Raw genomic sequence first — 26904 nt, 5'->3', positions numbered from 1 at the left:
CAAATCTAGAAAATTATCAGGAAGAAGATTTTATAACGCTATACAGTGAGATGATTGAACTTAGTAAGACCACGAAAGCAAAGAATTCAGTCGCTACATTAATTAATGAAATACACCAATACATGGTTAAACACTACCATACAAAACCTATGGCTCCATTGATTACAAGCGATAAACCCCATCATAAAGTTGGTTATATATCGGAGCAGATGTTCCAAGCTATACTTGATAAGATTAATAGCCTTACTACAAATGTAGATGAAAAGCAGGCTTTGAGCTTAGCGTTAATATTAGGACATCGGTGCGGGCTGAGAATTGGTGAAATAGTTAAAATAAGATTGCGTGATGTAGCCGAAACTCAGAACTATCTAGAGATTAGAAATAATAAGTTTGGAAACAATAAAAGCCTCTCTGCTTTACGTCGTGTATTACTTGCACAACTATTAACAGAATCTGATATTAAGTTAATTAAGCGTGTTTACATCAAACGTTCAGGCGATAAAGGTCAAACGCTTATAGCCAGCCAAGATGGCATGTCTTACAACGCTCAAACAATATCAAAAATGCTTACTCATCTTATAAAAGAGGTTACTGGCTTAAGCTATCTTACTACACACCACCTACGCCATAGTTGTCTAACTAATTTTCAGTTGATGTCATTTTTATACGATAAAGACTATCAATTTAATGGCCATCCAAGTGCAACGTTTTTAAAAAGCTTGCTACCCTATGAATCAGCTCAAGCTGCTAGCATCGTCAATCATTTTGAAACCAATCTTGCATACAAGAAAATATATGCTTTGGCAGGAATAGCAGGGCACGCTACCCCTAGTACAACATTTTCATCATATGTACATTTTACGGACATTCAGGTGGGATTATTATTATGGCAGACCAATTTTAAGATAGCTATGAAGCACACTCAGATACTAAAAATACCGAGAAGACAAAAATTTGAAACTGAAAATATGCATTTAAGCATAAATGAATATCTCATTGATAAGCTTAAACTGCCTTATTTTCCGAAACCTATGCACAGTAAAATACTTAATGATGATTTTGATAAAAAAATTGTAAAAGTTAAGAAATATTCTTTCGATGAAGTACATCAAGTTCTTGAAGCTTATACTCAGAAAGGTGATTATGAGAACCTCATGCATATCTATGATGTCAGTCAAGAAACTTTTGAAACATGGCATCATAATGCAAAGCGACTAAGAGACGCTTCAGAGTTTCAAACTAGGAAAGGTAACCCTAGGTTATTTGATATCAATAATAAAGGAGGTTTATTACCTATTAAGGACAGGTATGATGATGATAGAAAAATCATGATGCGAATGACGGAAAAATTTCGTAGCCTTTACTTAGAGAGTGATGATAAAAAACCTATCCATCAATTTATATATCATACACTTACTCATTCTCAATATAATAAAAATTTTATTATATTCAACTGCGCAGTAGACCTCTATAACTACCTTCAAGTTATTCGTAAACTAGTCTATAAAAAAGATATTCGACTGAGCTACTACAACTATGCACAAGCTGCCGAAAAAGATCAGAATAATTGGAACGACGCTTTAAAAGATATACCTATTTCACAGAGAATAAATATGGATAATGAGCAAGAAGAGAATTTTTGCCAAAATCGAAGGCAGATCCGAGTAGAGCTCTCACTCGCTAGTCAGACTGAAGTTACAAGAATTCAAAATAGGGCAAACTCTGTTATACCTATAAAGCAGTGGAATGTGAGGACAATACAAATATTTTGTCACTATGTATTCATTATGATAGGAAAGAGGATAAAACCAACTCAAGGATTAATACTATGAAACTATATGCCAAAACGATTAGTTTAAATAGCAACTCAACCGTAGAATTCCATCCTTTAGCCAGAAGGCTTCATCAAGTACTGATGGAAGCCTATATTAGTAGCGATAAGGGTACTTACCTCAAAAACGTACATAACTATTTCGGGGACATAGTTGAGATACCTATTCATAATATTTCTGTCATATTTAAAGACGGATCATATGAAATCATCGGGGGCTGTTTTTCTCCTATATTTGATCTAAATGACATTTCTAATGAGAATACTGTGATTCTAAGTTATACAACATCTCAAGGCCATGATACAAAGAATAAAACTGATGAACAGGTAAAAAGAGTAAAAAAAAGAATTCAAGATAAGTTTGACCAAGACGTAATAGACTTTATATATATGGATTATATTAGGGCGATTTCTATTCTTTCACTTTCAAAACCCGGTCTCATGTATTCAGAAATTAGAGAGCTATCACACACTAAAAGCGAATATAGTAGCGCTGTTTGGAACGAAATATTTGGCAATGAAGACGAGTCGCCAATAAATTATTTGAGTCAAAAAGACTTTTCAATGCTTATCGGTAAGACTCGATTCACTGTTAACAATCATAATAAAATCAAAAACGATTAAAAGCGTTAATCTGACTTATTTAATGCCGATGAGTACTAAATCACGTTTAAAATATGATGGATTTGCTGTTGATATGGAAATATCTTTTACTTTTTTAAACCAAATATCTAAAGCAACACCAAATCTCCACCGCGACTTTATCAAAGGCTGATTTGCTTGAGTCAGGCTGCAATACCTGATCAGATTAAACTATAATTTGCTATTTTCAGTGGGCTTTTGAGTCTGATAAATGAACAAACTTGTACAAACCAATATGACACCAAAAATAGTTAATGTGCTCAAAGTAGTGTCAAAGACCAGACTCTCCAAGATCATTGTCAGTAAAGGCAATAAAAAGAATAACGTGCTTACTTTATCTGCCGAGCTATATTTGAGCATAAGCATCAATAGTAAATAAGCCCCTACGGAAACCACTGCGCCCATCCATACCAAAGATAGTAAAGAGTAAGAATTAATCTCAAAAGATAATCCTTGATAAATAATCACAATTGAGAATATCAAAAATGAAAATATAGTCTGAATCAATAGGGTTAAAATCGGCGGCGCTTTCACCTTAGCTTGAGCGATAGTACCAAACGTGATAGAGAGTAATGCAAGTACGGATAGTACGATACCTGATACATTGATTTTATCAACGCTATGATAGCCTAATGTAGATAGCACCAAGCCTGAAAAACAAATCGCTAATAGTATGACGTTTTTAACGCTAATCGTGTTTGCACTTAGTAGCGACGTTATAATTGGCTGTATACCAAGCACCAGTATAATGATGCCAAGGGATAGTCCCGTATTAATAGCGGAGAAGTAAAACGTTAAATAGAATACTTGTAGCAATAGACCTGAAAATATAATGCCTGTGAGATGGTCTTTCTTCAGCTCAGTAATAGCTCTTTTTTTATGAGTAGATTTTAGATAGATGGCTATTAGCAGTGACAAAGCGATTGCTGATCTTAAAAATAAAAAGCTCCAAGAGTCAGTATATTGCAAACCAACTTTTGCAAAGATAGCACCGCCACTCCATATTGCCAAAAAGCCTATAGGTGCAGCAAGATTTACAATATCCTGCTTTGACTGGGTGTGAATATTCAATGGCACTTCCTTACCTAGCGTACATTTATATCATCTGGCTATGGTAATGAAATTGATGCTCAAAGGTTTGTCGGAATAGATTGAAATATGTGCTGATTAGCTGATTGTTGGCTGCTTCATATTCTGATTATTACAGCGAAGTTTATGCGGGGTCTGATGGTAAAAGCTAGAAAAACGACGTATAAAGGCAGACACGTTATCGTAACCGCACTTCTCAGCCACAATCGTAATCGGTATGTCCGTATTTAGAATAAGACCAAGAGCAGCTTGCATACGAAGGTTGGTAATATAGACGTTAGGCGTACAGCCAAGATGTTCCTTAAATAAGACTTTGAACTGACTTTCGCTAAGACAAGCGATCTCAGCAAGTGATTTCACCGTATGATTGGTGGCAATATTACTTTTTAAGGTATGAAGGACCGCAGTTAAACGAGTATCCAATCGCTTACTCATTTTAATGGTTCCAAGAAGCTCTTGTAATAACTCAAACATCATCCATTCTATATTTTGATTGTGAGCAGAGATCAATTGCTTTTCAACGAAAGAGATATATAACAACGTTTTTTCGTCCATTGCAAAATGGATCTCACTCAGTGGCAGTTGTAAAAATTCGATGTCCTCTATATTTGCTACTAAAAAACGAAAGTCTTCTCTTGCCTGAAATTGATGATAAACACCTTTTCTAATAACTAAAGCCTCTCCATAAGAAACTTTAATAGCCTGATCACCAATTATCATTCTAATGTCACCCATTAATGGCATGAGAATTTGATGATAATCATGAATATGACCTTCCAGCTGGCTACCATATGTCCTAATAAATAAATGTTTTATTAACTCAATATCTTTCATAAGGTCTATCCACTGTTTGGAATATTTGTTAGTAACAGGGTTTTATAAGAGTGTAGCAAGAAAACCAACTAGGCTATTAGTAAAGCCTATTTTTTCACCATGGTTTGGTTTTATAAGCCTGCACTTAAACCCCCATGTTCAAAGCAACAGCTATTGCTATGTGCGAGTTTAATCCAACCTGAGCCATCAATTTATTAGCATATGTTTACTAAATCACGCCAAACCCTTGTATATAATCAGGATATCATTCGAATTATAAAAGGGTACAACGCCGTGAAAAATCGTAACCAATACGTCTATAAAAAGCCTGCAATTAAATTCAGCGTCGGTACGCTTGCTTTAGGCAGTTTACTGGCAATTGCTGGTTGTAATAATAGCTTGGTTGATAATCAACCAATAAAACAAGCAGCTGAAAAACCTATAGTCAGCAAGACTGAGAACCCTTCAAACCCAAAGACTGATAAGAACTATATCGCTGCTGACGACTCTGCTTCAACGCCTGAAGGCGTCAGAAAAGTCGTCGATGCCAATAATCAATTCGCCATTGAGCTATATCAGCAAATAAATAAGCAAGCTAAACAAGCAGAGAACAACGTGTTTTTCTCGCCCTATAGCTTGTCTACGGCGATGGCCATGCTTTATGCTGCAGCAGAGGGTGAAACAAAGCAGCAAATCCAAAAGACCTTTCACTATCCAGTACCAGCTATCCTTAATCCCAATAGTGCCGCACTATACAATCAATTTAATAAACCCAATCCAAATTATGATTTAAGCACGGTTAATGACTTATGGATGCGTCAAGGCTTGAGTCCCAATCAAAGTTATTTGGATACCGTAAAACGCTATTATGGCGGTCAAGTCACCAATCTTGATTTTGCGAGCCGTCCCGAGCCATCACGTAAGACTATCAATGAGACTATTTCTAATCATACCAAGCAGATGATTCCTGAACTACTGCCAGAAGGGAGTATCAAGTCATCTACCGCTGCTGTACTAACCAATGCCGTTTATTTTAAAAGCGAATGGGCACAACCTCTAGGTCTACGAGGTAGTACTCAACCCTTTTATAACCTCAATGGCACAATCACCGATACGAATTTTATGTATAGCATAGAAAACTCTAATTACACGGAAGATGAGCAAGTACAAGTGGTAGAGCTGCCTTATAAAAGCGATGACCTGTCGATGCTGATCGTCTTGCCAAAATCAAAAGAAGCCGCTGCTATGCAGGCATTGGTTAAGAATTTAAGTGCCGATCAAATTGGTCAGTGGACTCACAATATGAAAATAAAAGCAGTCGATTTGCAGCTGCCTAAGTTTAAAATGGAACAAGATTATAAAATGGATGGGCTACTGGCTGAAATGGGAATGCCAATCGCTTTTGATAGTCGCGCTGACTTTAGCTTATTCAATGACGAGCAGTCATTAGCGGTAGATTCTATTATTCATAAAGCGGTGGTTGAGGTTGATGAAAAAGGTACAGTGGCGGCAGCTGCTACAAGTATAGTGCCAGTAGTCGTCTCAGCTAATTATGACGTTGAGTTTAATGCCAATCGTCCCTTTATGTTTATGATTAAAGACAATAAAACCGATGCCATATTGTTCTTAGGGCAAGTGAATAAACTATAGCTTGAGGATGCAAAAATGATGACCATAAAAATGATGCTGATACCCTTAGCAATGCTACTGGCTGCTTGCCAAAGCCTATCAGCACCACAGCCTGATTCGAGTCAAACCATTAAGGTAGAGCAACACTTAGAGCCGCTATTACATTACCGTACATCAGGTAATGAGAGTTTATTTTATACCTATCCCTTTGAGTTCTCTGATCTTGATAAAAGTGATGTTGTGAATGAAGTAAACGTACGACTCGCCTATGAGGAGGGCTGTGTCTATCTCTATTATGGGCCGTATAAAACCATTCCTGTTCTACCGAATGGTCAAGCAAGCTGGGATGACAAAAATAAAACGCTCAAATATTTTAATGTCGTTTATGAGGTGGGCGACATCATAGAAAGCGGTGGCTATAAACTTAGGCCGTCAGATCGGGAACGATATGCCAAAGAAGGCTTTGCTAATCAAGCCTCAAGTCGCTGTGATGTCAAAGAGATGATGATGTTATCGGGTTTACCGCGTGGTCAGGCGGCTAGAAAAAGCTTATCGTAGTTCAGTATTTATGGCGCTAGAATGTCAGATGTACTTATTTACTCTTAGAGTATGTCACTGAGCTTAGCATTTAATATAAAACCAAGTAATGAGACAAATTGATGAATAATTTTAAATTAAAAAATGGCTTATCATTAATCGCTCTTGGAATTTTCATACTGCCCGTTTTATTTGGCTGTACTACCTTAAAACCCTACCAAGTAACACCAATAGAAGAAAGAACTGCCATTATCAATGAAAGTCCCTCAGATTCTCCAAAACGAGACTCTAATAAATCCCTGTCCGACATATTTAGTTATCTATCTACGGGCGGTCAAATGCCAGGTATCGTAAGTGGCAAATTCGTTATTAAAGATAATTGTCTTATGTTGCAAGTCGCCAAAGATAAATATATGACGCCCTTATTTCCTCCGCATAGTGTTACTTATTTAGAAGAGCAAAAAACTATTGTACTTAAAGGTATCAAAATTAAATTGGGTGAGAAAATATTTACTGGCGGCATAACAATACCAACGACAAATCTTGAGTTTGCGACTCAAGGAGATGCCGCTTGTCTGACCAAAATAGGCATGGCTATCGATGCCGATATAATGGAAGTCTCTGAAGAGATTAAAAGGAAATTGGATACCTACTAAAAAATAGGTGCAGAAGCTGTTTTCCCTGCTTACATTCAAAATACGAGCTTTCTGCCTAAACTGGAGCGCACAGATGAGAAAAGCATTTTTTATTTTAACAGGCCTAGTGATAGTCGGTTGTACGACAACCCCTGTAGCAACCCCACCTGAACCAATGGCAGCGATAAAACCTATTCCAGAACTCGTAGAGCCTGAGCTAAAAACAAGCATTTTTACTTATTATGTTGACCCTGTTCATCATTCTCAAGCCGTATCAATCGTGAGAGGCAACTTTGTATGGAGTAATAACTGTCTTTATCTAATAGGTAGTAATCGTAAATTTACTACCGCGATGTTCCCCGAATTTCCAAAAAGTATCGTGAAATGGGATGAAGCCACTAAAACATTAAATCTCAATGGTCGGGTTTTTAAAATGGGCGATTATATAAAGACGAATGGCGCCTACTGGCCTTATCACCCTAATACGCCAGGAGGTGCTGAGTTTGAAAAACAGGGCGATAAAAAATGCTTAACGCCCTATGTTGCACTGATAGGCACTTTTTTCGATTAAAAATATTTCTATACCTATATATCTTACCAATATTAAATTCAACGACCTAATAAGCAAAACTATGAAATTACTGAATAGCATGTTCATTTATCCATTTATGATTTCAGGGTTATCTTTCGGGCTGTCTGTATCCGCTATAGCAGCTGATTATATAACAGAAGAGTCAACTGAACAGCTAGAAGACAATTACACTCAGCAACAGCTTGCCAAGCTATATTTAGAGAATTTAGACTTGCCCGAAGATAGTAGGAAACCGTATGAATGGTTTGCCATTCGAGGATATGCTCCTGCTCAATTCATGCTAGGTGTCCAAGCTTATGATCCTGTAAACAAGATCAAATGGTATCAGATAGCTGCTGATAACGGGCATACCTCTGCAATAGCCAATCTTGCCTATATCTATTATGCGGGTAAGTATGGCGTACCTCAGGATTACACCAAGGCTTTTAAATTATATAAAAAATTAGCCGATACTGATGACATGCAGGCTCAGTATCAACTTGCAGAGATGTACTATCATGGTGCAGGTACGCCTCAAAGCTACAGTCAGGCTTTTACCTATTATCAGAAGGCCGCTGATAATAAAAAGATGGAGGCTAAATACACAAAAATGTATGCTGAATATAGCTTAGGGCTTATGTATTATGGCGGTTTAGGTGTCGCCCAAGATTATGAAAAGGCCTTTGATATTTTTGAAAATCTTGTTGCTCAAGGCAATACTAATGCTGAGTATAACTTGGGAGTGATGTATGATCGCGGCTTAGGGGTTATTCAGAATAAGATGAAAGCAAAAGAATGGTTTGAGATAGCGGCTAGTCGGGAGAGTTATACCGGTCTTGGAAAGACACATGCCGAATACCGTCTAGGGAAAATGTACTTTGAGGGAATAGATGTTGTACAAGACTATGATGCAGCCTTAAGCTGGTTCAAAAAAGCGGCGAGTAATAGTTACTTCTTGGGTCGTGGAGAGATGAGTAAAGGGCATTTACTGACACAATATCAGTTGGGTGATATGTATTATAACGGGATTGGCGTCACTCAGGATTATACTCAAGCTTTTAGGTGGTATGAACAAGCGGCCAGAAATAGATATCGTAATACGGTTGATGGGTCATGGAGCAAAGGTAGTGAACGCGCTCAGTATCTTATAGCACTGATGTATTATAAGGGCTTAGGTGTTAATAAAGACAAAGCCATGGCAAAAGAGTGGTTAGAAGTATCTTGCGATAACGATTACCAAGCGAGTTGTGATTATCTTCAGAAACTCTCTAAATAAGGAATTTAGTTTTTAAAGATGATGGGTTTTAGGTTATTGAGATAACATCAGTGTACTCTACCGTATCCCTATTAAGCCGATTAAGCGCTTTTTAACTCAATGCCTAACATCCATTACTAGTCTTGTTAAAGCTATCTCATCTTGCTGGATAGACCATTTTTATCTTATAGTAAATGTATATCGTTCTTTATCGTATGAAGCGGCATAGGGCATTGCATCTCTAGAATAGGTCTTCTTATCCTGATCAGTATAGTCGATAGATATTGAATCTTCATAGCTTGTATATTGGATAGCGTAGCGATAGGAGGAGTTGGGCGGCAAATCTCCGATTAAGTCCACTCTCTTGGAGCTGGTATATTTGACGCGTACGTCAGATATGAGATAAGCGCTTTCGTTATTTATGATAATTTTGCCTTTATCCTTCTCAAAATATGAGCAAGATATTAAAAGCATGCTCATCAATCCTATTAGAACATTCTTATTAAAAACCATATTTCTCTCACTTTTACGATTGACTAATACCACTACAAGTTTATTAGAAATCGTGCAAAATCAGTAATGTATCTCTCCGCTAATCACTTTTAGGCATTCTTAAGTTCAGTACAGCACGCTTACCAAACTACACTAAACGATTGTATAGAGAAGATACTAGAATGGCATCATCTTAACTCTACATTATTAGTGAAGCAGATATGAAGAATAACCAGTATTGTTATCTTAAAAAAGCACGTGGTAACCGTATCATAAGTGCATTTGCGATCAGCAGCCTGCTATTGATTGTCAGTGGCTGTGATAGCACTATCAAAGAGTCTAAATCTACTGACAGCGTAGTCAATAGCCCATCAAACTCAGACCAATCCTCCTTACCAGAGAATAATAAAAACAACTCTGATTATAAGGCTGTTAGCAAAGACGGCTTTATTGCCGCTGACGATTCCGCTTCAACACCAGACGGCATCGAAAAAGTCACGACTGCTAACAACCAGTTCGCTGTTGATATGTACCAACAGATCAACGGTCAACCTGATCAAGCAGATGACAACGTGTTTTTCTCACCCTATAGTTTGTCTACGGCGATGGCCATGCTGTATGCCGCAGCGGAAGGGGAAACGAAAGCGCAAATTCAAAAGACCTTTTATTATCCGTCGATGGATACTCTAAACCCTAATAGCGCCGCGCTCTATAATCAATTTAATAAACCCAATCCTGATTATAAGCTCGCCACAGTCAATGATTTATGGATGCAACAAGGGCTAACGCCTAACAAGTCCTACGTCGACACCGTTCAACGCTATTATGGTGGTCAAGTGACCAATCTTGATTTTAACGGCAGTCCTGAGCCTTCGCGGCTCATTATTAATAAAAAAATTGCTCAGCATACCAATCAGATGATTCCTGAGTTACTACCAAAGGGAAGCATTCCATCTAGCGTTGTCGCAGTATTAACCAACGCGGTTTACTTTAAGGGCGACTGGAAAATGCCTTTTGAGGCAAATAGCACCTCTGAGCAGCCTTTTTATCCCCTCACAGGCGAACCCTCTGATGTCAAAATGATGAATATGCAGACTGATTTCGGTTATATCGAGGACAAGCAAGTGCAGGTTGTGCAATTGCCTTACAAGGGCGATGACTTATCCATGTTAGTGGTATTACCCAAATCAAAAGGCAAAGCTGCAATGCAGCAGCTGGTGCGTGATTTGAGCGCTGATAAGATTAAAAAGTGGAATAAAGATTTAGTCGCTCAAGAAGTGAATCTTTCCTTACCAAAGTTTAAGCTTGCAGAGCGTTATGATATGAAAGGTTTGCTTTCAGATATGGGTATGCCAAGCGCCTTTCAAAGCAAAGCTAAATTCAAACTATTTGATGAGCCGCTAGCGATAAAAGTTGATGATGTTTATCATCAGGCAGTGGTCATCGTCGATGAGAAAGGGACAGAGGCGGCAGCAGCAACAGCCATTGTAGCAACGGAAGCTTCTGCTCCTATAGATCAGCCAGTTGAGTTTACAGCCGATCATCCGTTTATGTTTATAATTAAAGACAATAAAACCGATGCGATATTGTTTTTAGGGCAAGTGAACAAACCTTAAAAGAGCGAATGACGGCACTAAGACTTAACTGACTGTTGATGAGACATTATGAAAAAAAGGCTTAAATTATTATCGTGTTCACTGTTGGTGATTTCAGTCGCTAGTGGATGTAATACGAAGACCAATGAAGAAGATGTGTTTCAATACAAGAATGCCTATGTTGGTGATAATAGTGCAGTCATAAATATTGTCAACCACTCTATGCAATCAGATAACTTCAAGGGCCTCGAGCTCAAAACGAAAGAGACACCCTATGGGATTATCTTAAATTATGATGGGTCAGAGTCAGAAAAGAGTCATAAAAAGACAGTGGTATACAACGCCACTTACTTATTTGCGTTGATTCAGAATGTAGAATGGATAACGTTTAATTTTGATCATCAAGAATACAAGATAACAAAGGACGCTCTAATAGAGTGGTACGGGGAAGATTTCAGCAAATTACAAAGTAAAAAGGAGCTAAAAACGTTAATACAAAACAACTGGGATGATGAATACAGAGTAAATCAGTTATTCTAAAACCGCCAAATATATATGTGCGGCTCCCTATACAGCAGCTGAAAGTGTGGCTATTACAGTCACTACTGAGCCTTGGATATTCTTATAATTATAATTTATTGTTGAGCCTGATATGCAAAATGACCCACTTCGCTATTTTAGATATGCAGCCCATAATCGTGTTATCAGTGCCTTAGCTATTACCAGCTTAGTGTTGGGTGTTAGTGGCTGTGACAACGCCATAAAAAATAATAGAACGGGTGCTGTTACAGGCATGGTTACTCCTAATCAGCCAACCATTAACCATCAAGCGCCTCCGACTGAGGTAAAGGCTTTGATCTCGACATCAGAGGGTATAGCTGAAGTCGTCACTGCCAATAACCAGTTTGCCATTGATATGTATCAGCAGATAAATGGGCAACCTGACCAAGCAGATAAAAATGTATTTTTCTCACCGTATAGCTTGTCTACTGCTATGGCAATGGTCTATGCCGCAGCCGAAGGGGAAACGAAAGCGCAAATCCAAAAGACGTTTCATTATCCAGCACCAGCTATCCTCAACCCTAATAGTGCAGCACTCTATAATCAATTTAATAAACCCAATCCCGACTACAAGCTTGCCACGGTCAATGACTTATGGATGCAACAAGGGTTAACACCCACTAAATCTTACATAGACACCGTGCAACGTTATTACAGCGGCCAAGTGACCGCTCTTGATTTTGAAGGCAGTCCTGATTCTGCACGTCAGACCATTAATAAAAAAATTGTTGAGAAAACCAAGCAAATGATTCCTGAATTACTACCTAAGGGCAGTATTAAATCTGATACTGCCGTGGTACTAACCAACGCCGTCTATTTCAAGGGCGATTGGACCCTGCCTTTTACAGCTGAAAGAACCAGTGCCCAGCCTTTTTATAATGCTATCGGCAGAGCCTCTACCGTCCAGATGATGCAGCAACAGTCTTATTTTAGTTATTATGAGGACAAACATATACAGGTCGTGCAATTGCCTTACAAAGGCGATGACCTATCTATGCTCGTAGTATTACCCAAATTCAATCATAAACTTGCTATGCAGCAATTAACTAAGAGTTTAAGTGCAACTAAGATTAAGCAATGGCGTTCAGGCTTAGTAAGACAAGAGGTGGACCTTCAACTGCCAAAGTTTAAATTAGATGCGCGTTATCAGATGAAAACGTTGCTCGCTGATATGGGTATGCCAAAAGCGTTTAATAATGGGGCTGAATTTAACTTATATGCTGATGGTACACCGATAAAGCTCGATGAGGTTTATCATCAAGCGGTGGTCACCGTCGATGAAAAAGGAACCGAGGCGGCAGCCGCCGCCGGTGCTGTAGGTATGTACGTTGGTATGTCTTATCCTGTGGAATTTAAAGCCGATCATCCATTTATGTTTATGATTAAAGATAATAAGACCGATGCAATACTGTTTTTAGGTCAGGTGAATAAGCCTTAGCAATATCTAATTTGGAGTGATTGAACATGCCGCGTTTTCAATTGAATACCTTAAGTTGTTTGGCCGTTGTGATGGTTTTATTGTTTTCAGGCTGTGCCGCTAAAAATGAGCCTGTAGATAAATCATCTGAGGGAAAAGAAAAAGTACTGACTAAAGCTATTGAGGAGAAAGTAGAGATTTTAGAATATAGCCCTCCGCTTTATGAAAGCTCAGTAGATGGCGGTATTACAGTCGCTGATGGCACTTTATTGGTCGAAAACGGCTGTTTAATCATTAAACATGACAACTATAAAAACGAGGCGGTAATTAAAAGTGCTTTAGTATTTCCAGAAAACACGACCAGCATCAATGCTGGCATTCTTTTTCATCAAATCAGCGCCTATGACCAATATAAGATTGGTCAAGATTATCGTTTTGGTGGTTTTAGTGGCACGCTTAATGACAAGCGTATTAAACCTCACTCTAAGTGCCAATTAAATAAGGTATGGTTTGTGGCCTAAAAATGGAATGCTAGAGATAAGGAAAAACACGAAATGCATTTTTTATATCCCTTACCTATTTCGATCATACTATTTTTGTCCATGCAAACCGTATGGGCTTGTATGCCGCATTCAACAAATGATGTATTTATTGCTCGTCTGCAATCATCGCAGCCTACATTAATGGATAATCAGCAAAAAGGCTTCGACTTGCAATTTAGCAATCCACGCTTTGTCTTTCGCACGCTTAAAATGTGGTTTTTCTACAAGACCCCTGAATATTGGCAAAGTGATTTTGAGCTAAAAAGTATCAAGCCAAATGACCTAGTTATTGGCTTAGCATATGCGGCCAGCGGTAATGAGCCAGCAAACTATACGGTGACATCACTAGCGACACTGAGCTGTGAAAATAATGAATTAATAGTTGGTAAACCATTAGTGCCATTTCTGGCTTGGAATCGAGAGAACGGCAGTTGTCGCCATAATAGCCACGATGCTATAGGAATATTAGACGGATTTATATACAAAGATCAGGAATATTATTTACAGCAGTTACAAGCCAAATATCCTACCTGCAATAAGCTAAACGCTGCGTTCCCTAGCGATGCTAATAAAAATGAGTTGAGCAATAGCACTGAGTCAGCCAGTACGCATAGTGCATCCAAACAAGACAGCCACCCTCAAACATCATTTTGGGGAAAGATTAGATTATGGTTTGGGCAATGGTTGTAGGTCATTACATAAGATTTTGGGTTGATTTTAAAAAAGGCATTCAACTATATATGTAAAGCACAATAAACCTTCTCGCTTTTATGAGGCTTATTGTCATCAAAGCCCTTACTGACAAGTTTTACCGAGTTAAAAGTTTTGCCTTCATCATTAGTGACCATAACGACTAACTCTTGATTTTCAAAGCTTTGCAATTCTTTGATGAGTTGCTTGATTGTTTTTGTTCTGGCTTCCCACTCTATTACATCGCTCATAAATCAGTCTCTGTTTATTTTTGATTCACATCACAATTATTCTTAATAATTAAGCAGAATACCGTAAAGCACGAAGAGTAATTACAATCAACATTCCAAGTATTAAATATAGAGAATACTGTCCAAGTCCATTAGGATGATTTTTCTCAAAATAAAGATGCAAAATTAATATAAAGATAAAAAGTAAAATTTCCTTCATACGGTTTTTTAGCCTTTAAGACTGTCAAATTTATATTATGTGATCAAACTACTCTAAATAATTGGAAAGAGGATAATAGCTATGAATAACCAACATGAATGGGGCGCTAAAGAAAAAAGTATCGCTCAAATTATTGAGGAATTAAATACTTTTGAAGATCAAGAATTGATGGTTATGGTCTCAAGCGACGGCGGAAAGACATTGAAACCTGTTAAGCTACTTGGCAAAGAATTTGATAAAGACAATAAAGCGTATTGCACCCTGTTTATTTAAGTGTGTTAACCCTCATTAAGCCAGTCCGTTATTAGATGCTCAATAAGCGGTAGAGACTCATGTTGATGCCTATAGTAAATATTCAGTACCTCAACACTGCCTGACTCTTCATCACCAAAACTGTTAAGCCAGTAATCTATGAGATCGTTCTTATTTGGATCATAAGACAATTTGATGGCTTTATCATTAGTTGGATTAATGAAGCTGACATTGTCATCAGTATCTAGCAATGTACCGTCCGCCCCATGTCTATTGAAATAGCTCTCCCAACTGTCGGTTCCGACTGTCTTTTTTATGGATTCCCACATTGCTAATGAATTAAGCGCTTTCATGACCTGCTCCGATTTGAAGTGTTAATGATAATTTGCTGATTATAAAAAGATGAACGCGTTTAAAACAAATATTCTAGTAAGAAAGCATTGCGGAAACTACTGTTGAATATGCCGTACAGAAATACACAGGTTGAGAACAGCCACATAATCGACAGGTAGAGTTTGTTTTGATCTGAAGTCCAGCCCCAAGAGCCAAATCTCTTTGTAATGTCAGAGAAGATAAGCCATCTGAAGAGTAAGCAAAGAAAAATATAAAGCACAATCCATTTAAGCATTCTACTGTCACCAGAGTTAATATTAAAATATAGAGTGAGTTAATTAAGTACGTTTACACCGTCACAAATAAACACTACTTCCCAAAGCCTTACTTGTCTTCAGAGGTCTTATCTTCTACTGCTTCTACATTTTCGTCTAATTCATGATTAACGTTTCCCAGCTTATCAAGTTTTTCATAGAATATTTCCTTTTCATTCCCTTGGTTACTAAAGATCGTGAGAAAGCTGGAAATTTTATCGGCCGCATGGCTATTGAGAATATCACCGTCACTGCTACTAAATGACTTGGTCTCTTTCACGCTTACGATATCTAAAAATATCCAAACTGCGGAAACCATTACCGCTAGTATAACCAGCCATTTCAACACAATTTTTTTCATCAACGCCTCATACGCTTATTGCTGATTCATCTATTATCTCAAAATTTGTTAGCATATGTTTACTAAATAAGTTTACCTCCCTGTATATAATCAAAGCATCATTCAAATATCAAAAGTGTAAAAAACCATGAATAACAAAAACCCAATCAAAATTATGACGAACAAGCATATCGCCCGTAGTCTTGCTCTTAGTGGCTTATTGTTGGTCATTACTGGCTGTAATAATAGCTTGGTAAACACCAAAGCCGCCCAACCAGTCATCAATATACCTGCCTTGCCAGACAAGACTACAGGGCAAGCGGACTCTAAAGCCGATAGTAAAGATGACCATACTGCTGCAGACGACTCTGCTTCAACGTCTGAAGGTATAAGCGCAGTAGTTAACGCTAACAACCAATTCGCAGTGACCATGTATCAACAGCTAAATGGTCAATCAAAGCAAGTGGATGCTAACGTATTTTTCTCACCTTATAGTTTAACCAGTGCTATAGCCATGCTCTATGCCGCAGCGGAGGGGAACACCAAAGCGCAAATTCAAAAAACCTTTTACTATCCGTCTTTACCCATCCTGAATCCAAACAGTGCCGCCCTCTATAATCAATTTAACAAACCCAGCCCAAACTATAAATTGAACACCATTAATGACTTATGGCTGCAACAGGGCCGTACTCCCAACCAAGCCTATATCGATACGGTAAAACGCTACTATGGTGGGCAGGTCAATACGCTTGATTTTAAAAACAACACCGAAACGTCTCGTCAAATGATTAATGAGAAGATAGCCAAACATACCAATCAGATGATTCCTGAACTGCTATCAAAAGAGAGTACCCAGCCAAGTACCTCGGCGATATTGACCAATGCGGTTTATTTTAAAGCGGATTGGAGCAGTCGTTTCTGGGTAAGTGGTGATATGCCTTTTCATTATTTCAATGGCACAAGCAGTGATGTAGATATGATGTTCCAGAATACTGAATTTAGGTATAGCGAAGATGAGCAAGTACAAGTCGTTGAGCTGCCTTATAAGGGAATTGAATTATCGATGCTAGTGGTTTTACCAAAGTCAAAGGAGCCGTTAGCCATGCAGACGCTCATCAAGAATTTATCGACGACACAAATCACCGATTGGACTAAACGTCTAAAGCAGCAAGATATTCTTCTGAATCTACCAAAGTTTAAGATAGATGAAGGCTACCCGATGAAGGCAGTGCTGACGGATATGGGCATGCCAAGCGCGTTTGGGAATCAAGCTAAGTTTAACGTGTTTGCAGATAGCTCACCCATCGCCATTGACGATATTCATCATCAAGCAGTGATCGATGTTAATGAAATAGGAACAGAGGCGGCAGCAGCGACAGGCGTCGTTGCCGTAGACATATCTGGTTCTATGCATCCACCAGTCGCGTTTAAAGCCGATCACCCGTTTATGTTTATGATTAAAGACAATAAAACCGATGCGATATTGTTTTTGGGTCAGGTGAATAAGCCTTAAGAGAGCGAATAATGAAACCAAAATTTAAATGGTATATGGTGCCGATATTGTTGATATCCGTTATAGCCTGCGATCCTGTCATTGAAATGACGAATACTAATCATAATGCCCAAACTATTAAAGTGGAAGATGAGAGTGCTGCCAACAAACCTACTGAAAACGAAGCACCCACGCGCAAGCAGCAAACGGTGTATGTGACTGCCCTTGATGTTGATTCGGATATGGGTGATGCCGCTGCGGCTCATGGGGTATTGAACACAAAGAATGGCTGTTTATATATGGATGACCTCTTACTCGTTGTAAGTAGCCCACATATTACCTGGACTCAAGACCCTTTTACGATATCCGATATCAATGAATTTATTTTTGAAATTGGTGATACTGTTTTAGTAGGTGGCTCACAAGCTGACTATAAAAATATGGCTTCATTTGCCAGTGATTGGAAAAACCCACCTTTAGCGACTTGTAAAGCTGAAAAAATCTGGTTAATGAATGGTATTAACATACCTCGGGAAGATCTACTATGACAAAGCATAAAATGAATAAAACACTAGCTACGCTACTTATTACTAGTAGCTTGCTTAGTGGTTGTACATCGACAGAAGACAGCAGTATTGATATTGTCTCTAAAATTCCCAAGGAGGATAAAACGATAGAAGTTATTCCTATTTCTACCGTTGCTCAGGACAGCAAAGAGACCCAAGTTGCCCCTATGAGTAAAGCTCAAGCATTAGCCATAGATGCAAAGCATTATGCACGAGCATATGAGGTTAGCCATGTTGAAGCAATGCGCCGTATGCTTGTCATGAATGATGCCCAAGAGCAGATTGATGCTATCAAAAAAGAATTTTCTGATAGGTTGGACGATGCTGGATTCACTAATGAGCCAGAGTTTGCGCTCATCGTAAGCCTATTTGGTGATGGTGCGCCACCTGATCGCACCATATACCGTAATGCTGACAAATTAGAGAACAAACCTATTATATTGTCAGCAGCGGATAAAGAAATGAGGGCAGAAGGCTTTATGATTACGCAGACGGATATCGACAATGCCGTATCTCTTATCGAAAAGCCAACTGCCATTAAAGTTAAATTTATCGATAATTCTAAATCCAAGCCACTCACTCAAGAACAAAAAGACAACTATGAAGCGCGATCTGAAGAATTACGTAAACGTATTCCAATGCTAGTAGGTATGGGTTATAAGGAAGATGAAGGGCTATTTGTTATAGACGTGCATGAGGATGATTCAAAAAAAGCAGGGTTCACACCAGAACAACTTAAAAAAATCGGTCAAGAAGTTATGAAATCACCAGTACGTATAAAATTTTACGATGGTTATGCTACTGAGGATGTAGCCCCTATAGAATAAAAAGGTAATGCTGTTATCATTTTTAGGGTATACCTAATAAGACTATCCAATAATATATTTGAGATCATCACGATAGGCATGTAAATGATAAATTGTAGTGTTATCTGGATTAACGAACAGGACGAACAGCTATGAAAAAAAGGCTAGCAACATTTTTACTGACTGGCATTCTGCTGACAGGGTGTCATAAAGCCATTGTTACTCAAATAAGTAGTTCTCAAAACGTAGTTTCAGCCGTAAAATCAGCTATTGAAAAAGAATTTGAAGACATTGCAGTACAAGCTAATCAAGGCGATGCTGAGGCTCAATATAGCCTTGCAGTAATGTATGACGAGGGCGAAGGTACACGCGAGGATAACGCTAAAGCCATTGAGTGGTATACAAAATCTGCCAACCAAGGATATGATCTTGCTCAATATAACCTTGCAATCATGTACGACGATGGCGAAGGGGTAGATGAGGATCACTCTAAAGCTATTGAATGGTTCACGAAATCTGCTAACCAAGGCTATGCTAAGGCCCAATACGAACTTGCTTGGGCTTACTACAATTACGATGGCACAGGTACAAGTGAAGACTACGATAAACATAAAGAGTGGAGCATAAAAGCTGTTAACCAAGGAATTGGACCAAGGAAATTCATTAATGGCGTACCGCATCGAAAGAGCGAACGTGTGCGTCAAAATGATGCCAAAGTCGTTGAGGCGTGGCAGAAATTAGCTAACCAAGGCGATGTTGAGGCTCAATTCAACATTGGTAACGCTTACTACGAGGGTAAAGGGGTACGTCAGGATTATCCTAAAGCTATCGAGTGGTATACAAAAGCCGCTGACCAAGAATATGTTCCTGCCCAATACCAACTTGGAACAATCTATAGCTATGGCGAAGGTGCTCCTCAGGATTATGCTAAAGCCGGTAAGTGGTATCTAAAAGCCGCCAATCAAGGAGATGCTAGATCTCAATATAACCTTGGTATGATGTACCTCAATGGCATAGGCGTACGTCAAAATACAGTTATAGCGAAAAAGTACTTTTCTAAGGCTTGTGACAATGGGTATCAATTGGGCTGTAAAAACTTGGGTATAAGGACAGAGGATGAGTAGAGACTAGGTTATTGAGACTTTCCCAAACTTTGTGTAACTGCTTATACCCTGTTAGCAAATAGCAGTTACACAAAGTTTGGGAAAAGCTCAATTTGGTATAAAAACTTCTAGACCAAAACATTCATCAAGATTATGTTCTTTCTTAAATGTAGAAATATCATTGACAACGCCTCCTCCACTTACTTGGATGTAATCCCCTTCAGTGTATTTTTTGCCTTTGTACATTAAGCTATTTTTAGTAACGTCAGATATAACTTTATTTCCCAGTATTGCTAACTGAATACCTTTTTCTCCTTTAGGTCTTACTATTATGCAATTTTCATTAAAGTTAAGGTTTCCGCTATATAAAGCTGTCTCAAAAATTTTGCCATTCATAGGCTCTTCGTCTAATATCTGCTCCTGTTTTGAATCAGAATTAAACTGAGAGCAAGAAGACATTATCAGGAATGATAAGATCATAGGTGCTTTAAAATTAAGGAACAATGATACTTACTCCAAGTTTATTAAAATAATCTACACTAGTGTACGTAGCGTATATCCTTCTAGTTAGGTTCGCTAACGATAAGATCAGAAATCTTTTTGACACGAGAGTAAGATAAATATTAAGTCTTCTACTTATAGAAAATTATGCACCGCCTAGAGACTCCGTGGCATACCCATTTTCCCACTCAATCCTAACTGGCATTTTCATCACTTCTTCGCCAATTTTTTTAAGTTTCTCTTCGTTGAGCCCAGCAGACTTAGCATCATCCTTATGAACATAAATCACGTATACACCCTCATCACTACGATAACTTGTACCTGTAATCATAGTGATACGTTTATTCAGCTCTTTTGAGCGTTCATACATAAGCTGGTTTTCAGCTTCGGTTAGGTTTTTGGCTGCTGGATTAACCTCAAACCTAACGATAAAACGTGTTGGTGATTCGATGAGCTCCATTGCCTTATCAACTTCAGCTTGAGTCAGTGTAATACCCTCTGGTGTCATCGTTTTATAGGCTTGAGCGACAGTCTCACGCTCACTAAGGGTATCGGCTGGACGATATACGATACGATCAGGCGGTGGCTTACCAGTCCCTGTTAACGTCACCAAAATACCATACTCAGGCTCAGTAATAAAGCCCATGCTTTCTATCCTATCGCCAAATTCTTTTCGTAGTGCCTCATTCTGCTCTTCATTATCATGCTGGATTAACATCTGACGCATGGCTTCGGTATGATTGACACCGTATGCCATTGCATAATGCTTGGAATCAATAGCTAAAGCCTGAGCAGAACCAATTAATACCGCCTCTGGAATATCTTTAGGGTCTCGGTTGTCCTTCACTAATTCCACGCCATTGAGGTCGCCATAAGCAGACGTTGCTTTAGAGTCCTTAATTTGACTGTCAATCGCTTGTGCAGGTTCAATTGGCGTGATAGTGGCACTAGTATTTTGTGATGAGCAGCCACCTAACCATAAAGCGCTGGGTAGATAAAGTATCAATGAGATTTTTGCAGTTATCGTAGCCATGAGACATTTACCTTTGCTAAGTTTGTTAATGATTTCTTATATTTTTAACGCTCGATAATTAGTTTCCTATACAGGTATCTACTATTAAGCTGTCTGCTATTAAAGCTACTAATTCGCCTTGGAAATATAGTGCGCTTACCAAACTAGTCTAAACGATTGTATAGAGATGATACTAGAATAGCATCATCTTAATTTTGAATAAGTAGTGAGTAAGCTATGCAAAATAGCCAGTTAGTGAGTGTATTGGCAATCAGCAGCCTGTTATTGATTGTTAGTGGCTGCGACAATACTATAAGAAATAACACAGTGAGTACTGTCACAGACATGGTTACTCCTAGTCCGCAAACTCTTAGCAACCAAGTACCTCTGACTGAGGTAAAGGCGTTGATCTCAACACCAGAGGGTATCGCGCAAGTCGTCACTGCCAATAATCAATTTGCTATTGATATGTATCAGCAGATAAATGGGCAGAATAAGCAAGCAGATAAAAACGTATTTTTCTCACCGTATAGCTTATCTACTTCGATGGCAATGCTGTATGCCGCAGCGGAAGGGGAAACAAAAGCGCAAATACAGAGGACTTTTCACTATCCCTCACTGAACGTTCTAAATCCGAATAGTGCGGCACTACATGAGCAGTTCAACAAACCAAACCCTAATTATCAACTGGCTACAGCCAACGATTTATGGATACAGCAAGGGTTGCGTCCCAACCAAAACTACTTGGATACTGTACAGCGTTATTACAGTGGTAAAGTCACCAACCTTGATTTTAAAAACAGTCCTGAACCTTCACGTCAGACCATTAATAAAACCATTGCTAAATATACTCAGCAGATGATTCCTGAAGTGCTGCCAGCAAGTAGTATCGATGCAGATACAGTCACTGTATTGACCAATGCGGTGTACTTTAAAGGGGATTGGAAAAATACTTTTGCACCTAGCGAAAAACGCCCCTTCAATAAATTTGATGGGTCTATCATTGATGTCGATATGATGCATGAGCAAGCGCCTTATGCCTATACAGAAGATGCGCAGGTGCAAGTGGTACAGTTGCCTTACAAAGGTGATGAGCTGTCTATGTTAGTGGTATTACCAAAAGCAAAAGATAAGATTGCTATGCAGAGGTTAGTAGGTACGCTAAGCGCCAAGCAGATTAGCCAGTGGAATAGTAATTTAGTAAATCAGGAAATCATACTCGATCTACCGAAATTTAAGCTAGAAGAAAACTACGGAATGAATAGCTTATTAGCGAACATGGGCATGACAAAAGCTTTTGGCAGCGATGCGGACTTTGGTTTATTCAGTCAAGATCTATCATTATCTGTGGACGCTATCGCTCATAAAGCAGTGATTGAGGTCGATGAAAAAGGTACTAAAGCAGCAGCAAGTACCAGTATTTCAATTGTGCCTATGTCTCTCGGCTACTCTATGAATACCATCAAGTTTAAAGTCGATCATCCATTTATGTTTGTGATTAAAGACAATAAAACCAATGCGATATTGTTTTTAGGGCAAGTGAATAAGCCTTAATTTCAGGTAATCCAATTAGGATACAGGTGTATTCATGCACCAGTTAAGCGTTCAATCCGACATCTTGCTTATACGTGCATGTGAATACAGTCTTAAAAGTTTAGGAGCACCATTGCCAGATCATCCCCTTTTACTCACCGCACTCTTAGCCCTCCTATTACTTTCAGGGCGCGCTACTCAGAGCTTAGAGAGTCTTCAAGTTGTTCATACAGACATACCAGTCGTTACAGAAGTTAAGCAGTCGTTGCAAATTGCCACTTGGTTTCCCACTAAATATGATGGCCGATTCACGGCTATGGGTTCTGGATATTTGGCAGTTGTTAATAACTGTCTTGCTATATCTAGAGACAATGAGGTGACGACCAAAATACTTGTTTACTGGTGCTAGCCGTCACTTCTTTTTCTTAGCATGCGGATACAGATACTCTTACCTTTGAAGAAAAGTCTTATGAAATTGGAGATGAGCTTTATCTTGGCGGTACTGTATTTGTTTATCCTAACGCGAATATTACCGATCAGATAATTAGATAAAGGGTGGCTTGGTGGCTGAACTTGATAGACCATTACTTAAACTTTAGAAGCTGATTTTCCAGATAGTTTTAATAGATAAATAATTTAAAAACGGTAATCTAAATAATGAACATAAAAATTTAAGTGTAATTATTCAACATTTATTAACTGTAGATGTTGAATAATTACACATTTTTAGTGACCAAAATAAGGTATATAGCTCATATAAAATGTCTTAAATTGCGCTAAACGTCATAGCTATTTATTGATTAAATCTCTTGATATATATAGTACTACAGGTTAGTATACTTTAAGATTATTTTAGATGGTTTAGTGGTTCTAGCCTGTCACGCCGGGGGTCGCGGGTTCGAGTCCCGTCCGCTGCGCCATATTTAAAACGAATTTAAGCTTTCGAGTTTAAGCAAGTTTCGCCTCAAACATTAGGTTGTTTGAGGTTTTTTTGTGTCTGCAATTATTCTAAAAGCCTGTGTTTATAAGGGTTGGAAGTTTTCCCTATGTTGGCCTTTACGAAATGCTCTACTCTTTAACAATGCTTGAATAACAAGTTTTCTTGCAAGCACTCTACGCTTTGAAAATCGGTGACCAACAGGATTTTTTAGCCGATATGACTGTGAGACCCCAGCCTCATAGAGGACTGCCAATCAATAATATATCAATGATTAGCCAAGGATCAGGGACAAATGCTTATCGTATAATAGGAGGCTGCTTTAATCCTATACTTGATATCAATAACATGAATACTGAGAACACGTTGTTCCACAGTTATAGTCAATCTAAAAAAAGTAGCAAGGCTGAGTTTGAACAAGATATTATAGATTTTATCTATATGGATTTTATTAGATCTATCTCAATTTTATCCTTAAAAAAGCCTGGAGCGATGGAGCCTCAACTACGGGTACTTAGCAAAGAGTATAAGAGTGACATCTGGAACGCATTGCTTGATAGCAACAAAAGCTATTTACGCCAGATTGATTCTGCAAACTTGCTAGATACAGAGCGCGATACGATAAGCAAGCAGTGCAAACCTTCTGTTAATAAGAAAAATGGCAGTAATTAGAGCTATATATTATTGGAGCCTTAGCATTGTTAGTTAGTGTTGAGTTTTAAGACTTGTTTGGCTATATTTCAAGGTAGATTGACTATTAATCGCGAATGGTGTTTACCGATGGTTCAAACATACTAATATTATCTACATCCAGCTTGCACGCGTGTGTAGCAAAACGAGACATTACTTGAGACTTTCAAAGTCTGACATTAAGCTGTGGAGGCCTAGAAAATATAAATCAAAAGTCTAGTTTATAGCAACTGATATCTAAACTGCTTAATTTAAATACTTATCCGTGGCATAAATCTATATAGGAATAAGCCTTATATAGATAAGCTTATTCTCATAAAGAAGTATCCATTTAACGCAAAATCAGCATTCAAAAGTGTATTAAAAACAATGAAGTTGATATTAATAGACAATGCAAAAAAAGCTTGCAATGAGCTGCTATCAATAGCATAATTTTGCCACTATAAAAATGGTGGACTTATGTATACAAGTATTTTTGGTCAGAATAGAGCAGGGTACGTCTGCCGATTTTTATCGATTAGTGTGGCAAGTATTTTGATGAGCATGGCCGCTCAGGCTATCACGCCTGAGCAATACCAAGAGCAGCGTAGCGAAGCTTTAAAGCAGCAACAGCTTATTAATCCCAATGTCACGATCGATACCAACGTCTTTAAACCTGCGCCTTCAGCCTCTATCACACCTTCTGCTTCTCAGGGTACTGACCCAGCCTCTCTTCCCTGTTTTGATATCAATCATATCTATCTAACTGGTGAGCTGAGCGAGAAGTTCACCTTCGCTCTCACGCCTTATACCATAGGCAAAACCTCTTTGATTGGCACCTGTCTATCCGTCAATGGTATCAACAGACTAGTCACCAACGTTCAAAACCGCATTATTGAAGAAGGTTACGTGACCACTCGCGTCTTGGTACAAAACCAAAACCTTAAATCTGGCAATCTATTCCTCACCCTCATTCCGGGTCGTATTGATCAGATAACGGCGGTCGACATTAAAGCCAGTCGTCCTATTTATGTCGATAGTCGCCTCAATAGTGGGGGCAAACCTGCCAACTTTGCGCCTGCTATGCCGATGAAGTCCGGTGACTTATTAAACGTTCGTGATATCGAACAAGCGCTTGAGAACTTTAAGCGTGTCCCTACGGCCGATGCGGATTTCTCTATTGCGCCAAGTAGCCGTATGAGCACGCCGGGTTACAGTGATATCCAAGTCAAGTGGCAGCAAGACAAACGCTGGCGCTTATCTGCCTCTGTTGATGACTCAGGACAAGAGAGCACGGGTATCTATCAAGGTAACGTTACTTTGTCACTAGACAACCCGACTTGGCATAACGATTTGTTGTACCTCTCTTATAATCATGATCTTGATGGCGGTAATGACAAGAATGATGGCAGTTGGGGCTATAACGTTGGGTATGTATTGCCCATTGATAATACCCAACTGACCCTCACGCACAGCGGCTATAACTATGATCAGACGGTTGCCGGTGCCAATCAAGATTATGTTTATAGCGGTGAGTCTTATAACACGGAAGCGTTAGTCAGCCACTTGGTCCACCGTGACAATCATAGTAAAACCTACCTAAAAGCAGGTGGTTATGCCAAGCAGCAAAACAACTATATCGATGATACCGAAGTTGAAGTGCAACGCCGTCGCACCGCAGGCTATAAAGCGGGTATTGGTTACGAGACCATCATTGGTAAAACCCAATGGATAGGTGATGTGATCTATCAGCGTGGTACGGCTGCCTTTAATGCCATCAGTCCGCCTGAAGCCTTATTTAATGAAGGCAGTGCGCGTGCCGGTATCATCAAAACCAACATTGATGTCAATCAACCTATTAAGCTTGCTGATAAAGCACTCAATTACCATGCAGCGTTTAAAGGACAATATGCGACAGAGGCATTGACACCCAATGAGCGCTTTAGCATTGGTGGTCGCTATAGTGTGCGAGGCTTTGATGGTGAGCGTAGCTTAAGTGGCGATCATGGTGCTTTGCTAAGACAAGAGCTCAGTGCTTATCTAGGAGATAAGCCGCATGCCGTTTATGCCGGTATTGATGCTGGTTATGTGAAGCTCGACAATGCTGCGCAAGATGATCTGCTGCTTGGTAACCATTTGGTTGGCGGAGTCGTTGGAATTAAAGGGTATGTCACGCCGATTAGAACCAGCTATGACTTATTTGCTGGCTACCCATTAGCCCAGCCCAATAATTTTAGTGATAAAGAGTGGGTGACAGGCTTTAGCTTGGGTTGGCAGTATTAGTTGCTATCAGTCAA

Annotated in this window: 27 protein-coding genes; 20 read left to right on the top strand and 7 right to left on the bottom strand. The window is 38.9% G+C overall.

The annotated features are described in order from the left end of the window. Both PG901_RS07170 and PG901_RS07165 read left to right on the top strand, forming a co-directional pair. Positions 1–1832, top strand: a 1832-nt coding sequence (locus tag PG901_RS07170) for a site-specific integrase (RefSeq protein WP_271134030.1), incomplete at its 5' end; no start/stop codon positions are given. Continuing rightward, complete coding sequence (locus PG901_RS07165) at positions 1829–2455, top strand: hypothetical protein (protein WP_271134029.1); 627 nt, start codon at positions 1829–1831, stop codon at positions 2453–2455. The genes PG901_RS07170 and PG901_RS07165, both read left to right, overlap by 4 nt. 189 nt (positions 2456–2644) lie before the next feature. Here the strand turns inward: PG901_RS07165 and PG901_RS07160 are convergent, their stop codons facing one another. Beyond that, on the bottom strand, positions 2645–3544 hold the full coding sequence (locus PG901_RS07160) for a DMT family transporter (protein ID WP_271134028.1): 900 nt from the start codon (positions 3542–3544) through the stop codon (positions 2645–2647). 96 nt (positions 3545–3640) lie between these two features. Continuing rightward, positions 3641–4396, bottom strand: a complete 756-nt coding sequence (locus PG901_RS07155) for a helix-turn-helix transcriptional regulator (protein ID WP_271134027.1) — start codon at positions 4394–4396, stop codon at positions 3641–3643. A gap of 273 nt (positions 4397–4669) precedes the next feature. Here PG901_RS07155 and PG901_RS07150 point away from each other — a divergent pair, with 273 nt between their 5' ends. From PG901_RS07150 to PG901_RS07105, 10 genes are all read left to right on the top strand, one after another. Continuing rightward, complete coding sequence (locus PG901_RS07150) at positions 4670–6025, top strand: serpin family protein (protein ID WP_271134026.1); 1356 nt, start codon at positions 4670–4672, stop codon at positions 6023–6025. 15 nt (positions 6026–6040) lie between these two features. Further along, positions 6041–6562 (top strand): hypothetical protein, encoded by a 522-nt coding sequence (locus tag PG901_RS07145; RefSeq protein ID WP_201510198.1) that lies wholly within the window; start codon positions 6041–6043, stop codon positions 6560–6562. Positions 6563–6663: 101 nt separating this feature from the next. Beyond that, the gene (locus tag PG901_RS07140; protein ID WP_201510199.1) at positions 6664–7197 is read left to right on the top strand and encodes a hypothetical protein; all 534 of its coding nucleotides are present in this window, start codon (positions 6664–6666) and stop codon (positions 7195–7197) included. A gap of 73 nt (positions 7198–7270) precedes the next feature. After that, on the top strand, positions 7271–7747 hold the full coding sequence (locus PG901_RS07135; protein ID WP_271134025.1) for a hypothetical protein: 477 nt from the start codon (positions 7271–7273) through the stop codon (positions 7745–7747). A 61-nt stretch (positions 7748–7808) separates the two neighbouring features. After that, positions 7809–9023, top strand: coding sequence for an SEL1-like repeat protein (locus tag PG901_RS07130; RefSeq protein WP_201510201.1), 1215 nt, complete (start codon positions 7809–7811; stop codon positions 9021–9023). 692 nt (positions 9024–9715) lie between these two features. Then, positions 9716–11110 (top strand): serpin family protein, encoded by a 1395-nt coding sequence (locus tag PG901_RS07125; protein ID WP_201510202.1) that lies wholly within the window; start codon positions 9716–9718, stop codon positions 11108–11110. A gap of 48 nt (positions 11111–11158) precedes the next feature. Further along, positions 11159–11629: a DUF4825 domain-containing protein gene (locus PG901_RS07120; protein ID WP_068405424.1), complete on the top strand. Its 471-nt coding sequence runs from the start codon at positions 11159–11161 to the stop codon at positions 11627–11629. A 112-nt stretch (positions 11630–11741) separates the two neighbouring features. Further along, on the top strand, positions 11742–13088 hold the full coding sequence (locus PG901_RS07115) for a serpin family protein (protein ID WP_144296571.1): 1347 nt from the start codon (positions 11742–11744) through the stop codon (positions 13086–13088). A 26-nt stretch (positions 13089–13114) separates the two neighbouring features. Further along, positions 13115–13588 carry a hypothetical protein gene (locus PG901_RS07110; RefSeq protein ID WP_144296572.1) on the top strand — a complete coding sequence of 158 codons (474 nt, stop codon included), beginning with the start codon at positions 13115–13117 and terminating at the stop codon, positions 13586–13588. A 102-nt stretch (positions 13589–13690) separates the two neighbouring features. Next, positions 13691–14299 (top strand): hypothetical protein, encoded by a 609-nt coding sequence (locus tag PG901_RS07105; RefSeq protein WP_271134024.1) that lies wholly within the window; start codon positions 13691–13693, stop codon positions 14297–14299. A gap of 44 nt (positions 14300–14343) precedes the next feature. Here the strand turns inward: PG901_RS07105 and PG901_RS07100 are convergent, their stop codons facing one another. After that, complete coding sequence (locus PG901_RS07100) at positions 14344–14550, bottom strand: hypothetical protein (protein ID WP_144296573.1); 207 nt, start codon at positions 14548–14550, stop codon at positions 14344–14346. 280 nt (positions 14551–14830) lie between these two features. Here PG901_RS07100 and PG901_RS07095 point away from each other — a divergent pair, with 280 nt between their 5' ends. Beyond that, complete coding sequence (locus tag PG901_RS07095; protein ID WP_201584920.1) at positions 14831–15022, top strand: hypothetical protein; 192 nt, start codon at positions 14831–14833, stop codon at positions 15020–15022. A 5-nt stretch (positions 15023–15027) separates the two neighbouring features. Here PG901_RS07095 and PG901_RS07090 read toward each other — a convergent pair whose 3' ends face one another. Next, positions 15028–15354: a hypothetical protein gene (locus PG901_RS07090; RefSeq protein ID WP_201510208.1), complete on the bottom strand. Its 327-nt coding sequence runs from the start codon at positions 15352–15354 to the stop codon at positions 15028–15030. A 364-nt stretch (positions 15355–15718) separates the two neighbouring features. Next, positions 15719–16009 (bottom strand): hypothetical protein, encoded by a 291-nt coding sequence (locus tag PG901_RS07085; protein ID WP_201508701.1) that lies wholly within the window; start codon positions 16007–16009, stop codon positions 15719–15721. Positions 16010–16136: 127 nt separating this feature from the next. Here PG901_RS07085 and PG901_RS07080 point away from each other — a divergent pair, with 127 nt between their 5' ends. The 4 genes from PG901_RS07080 (at position 16137) to PG901_RS07065 (ending at position 19976) form a co-directional block, all read left to right on the top strand. Continuing rightward, entirely contained in the window at positions 16137–17501 is a 1365-nt protein-coding gene (locus PG901_RS07080) for a serpin family protein (RefSeq protein ID WP_201584923.1), read from the top strand. Positions 17502–17512: 11 nt separating this feature from the next. Further along, positions 17513–18028, top strand: coding sequence for a hypothetical protein (locus PG901_RS07075; RefSeq protein WP_068405430.1), 516 nt, complete (start codon positions 17513–17515; stop codon positions 18026–18028). Continuing rightward, on the top strand, positions 18025–18873 hold the full coding sequence (locus PG901_RS07070) for a hypothetical protein (RefSeq protein WP_271134023.1): 849 nt from the start codon (positions 18025–18027) through the stop codon (positions 18871–18873). The genes PG901_RS07075 and PG901_RS07070 overlap by 4 nt, the downstream gene beginning before the upstream one ends. A gap of 131 nt (positions 18874–19004) precedes the next feature. Further along, entirely contained in the window at positions 19005–19976 is a 972-nt protein-coding gene (locus tag PG901_RS07065) for a tetratricopeptide repeat protein (protein ID WP_271134022.1), read from the top strand. An 87-nt stretch (positions 19977–20063) separates the two neighbouring features. Here PG901_RS07065 and PG901_RS07060 read toward each other — a convergent pair whose 3' ends face one another. Together PG901_RS07060 and PG901_RS07055 are read right to left on the bottom strand one after the other, a co-directional pair. Then, a complete protein-coding gene (locus PG901_RS07060) occupies positions 20064–20351 on the bottom strand; it encodes a hypothetical protein (protein WP_144296579.1) in 288 nt (95 codons plus the stop codon). 250 nt (positions 20352–20601) lie between these two features. Further along, positions 20602–21489, bottom strand: coding sequence for a hypothetical protein (locus tag PG901_RS07055; protein ID WP_271134021.1), 888 nt, complete (start codon positions 21487–21489; stop codon positions 20602–20604). Between the two features lie 216 nt (positions 21490–21705). Between PG901_RS07055 and PG901_RS07050 the strand changes: the two genes are divergently transcribed. From PG901_RS07050 to PG901_RS07040, 3 genes are all read left to right on the top strand, one after another. Then, on the top strand, positions 21706–23022 hold the full coding sequence (locus PG901_RS07050) for a serpin family protein (RefSeq protein WP_271134020.1): 1317 nt from the start codon (positions 21706–21708) through the stop codon (positions 23020–23022). 1099 nt (positions 23023–24121) lie between these two features. Next, positions 24122–24610: a hypothetical protein gene (locus PG901_RS07045; RefSeq protein WP_271134019.1), complete on the top strand. Its 489-nt coding sequence runs from the start codon at positions 24122–24124 to the stop codon at positions 24608–24610. 477 nt (positions 24611–25087) lie between these two features. Then, entirely contained in the window at positions 25088–26890 is a 1803-nt protein-coding gene (locus PG901_RS07040) for a ShlB/FhaC/HecB family hemolysin secretion/activation protein (RefSeq protein ID WP_271134018.1), read from the top strand. Positions 26891–26904: the final 14 nt, after the last annotated feature.

Origin of the sequence: Psychrobacter sp. ANT_H3 (assembly GCF_027919975.1) — a bacterium.
Lineage (GTDB): Bacteria > Pseudomonadota > Gammaproteobacteria > Pseudomonadales > Moraxellaceae > Psychrobacter > Psychrobacter maritimus.
This window is presented reverse-complemented; position numbering and strand designations above follow the sequence as displayed.

Coding starts and splice junctions, on each gene's coding strand:
- PG901_RS07085 (WP_201508701.1), bottom strand. CDS start 16,009: ATGAAAAAAATTGTGTTGAAATGGCTGGTTATACTAGCGGTAATGGTT.
- PG901_RS07050 (WP_271134020.1), top strand. CDS start 21,706: ATGCAAAATAGCCAGTTAGTGAGTGTATTGGCAATCAGCAGCCTGTTA.
- PG901_RS07075 (WP_068405430.1), top strand. CDS start 17,513: ATGAAACCAAAATTTAAATGGTATATGGTGCCGATATTGTTGATATCC.
- PG901_RS07155 (WP_271134027.1), bottom strand. CDS start 4,396: ATGAAAGATATTGAGTTAATAAAACATTTATTTATTAGGACATATGGT.
- PG901_RS07055 (WP_271134021.1), bottom strand. CDS start 21,489: ATGGCTACGATAACTGCAAAAATCTCATTGATACTTTATCTACCCAGC.
- PG901_RS07120 (WP_068405424.1), top strand. CDS start 11,159: ATGAAAAAAAGGCTTAAATTATTATCGTGTTCACTGTTGGTGATTTCA.
- PG901_RS07060 (WP_144296579.1), bottom strand. CDS start 20,351: ATGAATGGCAAAATTTTTGAGACAGCTTTATATAGCGGAAACCTTAAC.
- PG901_RS07095 (WP_201584920.1), top strand. CDS start 14,831: ATGAATAACCAACATGAATGGGGCGCTAAAGAAAAAAGTATCGCTCAA.
- PG901_RS07125 (WP_201510202.1), top strand. CDS start 9,716: ATGAAGAATAACCAGTATTGTTATCTTAAAAAAGCACGTGGTAACCGT.
- PG901_RS07100 (WP_144296573.1), bottom strand. CDS start 14,550: ATGAGCGATGTAATAGAGTGGGAAGCCAGAACAAAAACAATCAAGCAA.
- PG901_RS07130 (WP_201510201.1), top strand. CDS start 7,809: ATGAAATTACTGAATAGCATGTTCATTTATCCATTTATGATTTCAGGG.
- PG901_RS07090 (WP_201510208.1), bottom strand. CDS start 15,354: ATGAAAGCGCTTAATTCATTAGCAATGTGGGAATCCATAAAAAAGACA.
- PG901_RS07040 (WP_271134018.1), top strand. CDS start 25,088: ATGTATACAAGTATTTTTGGTCAGAATAGAGCAGGGTACGTCTGCCGA.
- PG901_RS07145 (WP_201510198.1), top strand. CDS start 6,041: ATGATGACCATAAAAATGATGCTGATACCCTTAGCAATGCTACTGGCT.
- PG901_RS07135 (WP_271134025.1), top strand. CDS start 7,271: ATGAGAAAAGCATTTTTTATTTTAACAGGCCTAGTGATAGTCGGTTGT.
- PG901_RS07080 (WP_201584923.1), top strand. CDS start 16,137: ATGAATAACAAAAACCCAATCAAAATTATGACGAACAAGCATATCGCC.
- PG901_RS07165 (WP_271134029.1), top strand. CDS start 1,829: ATGAAACTATATGCCAAAACGATTAGTTTAAATAGCAACTCAACCGTA.
- PG901_RS07070 (WP_271134023.1), top strand. CDS start 18,025: ATGACAAAGCATAAAATGAATAAAACACTAGCTACGCTACTTATTACT.
- PG901_RS07105 (WP_271134024.1), top strand. CDS start 13,691: ATGCCGCATTCAACAAATGATGTATTTATTGCTCGTCTGCAATCATCG.
- PG901_RS07065 (WP_271134022.1), top strand. CDS start 19,005: ATGAAAAAAAGGCTAGCAACATTTTTACTGACTGGCATTCTGCTGACA.
- PG901_RS07140 (WP_201510199.1), top strand. CDS start 6,664: ATGAATAATTTTAAATTAAAAAATGGCTTATCATTAATCGCTCTTGGA.
- PG901_RS07110 (WP_144296572.1), top strand. CDS start 13,115: ATGCCGCGTTTTCAATTGAATACCTTAAGTTGTTTGGCCGTTGTGATG.
- PG901_RS07115 (WP_144296571.1), top strand. CDS start 11,742: ATGCAAAATGACCCACTTCGCTATTTTAGATATGCAGCCCATAATCGT.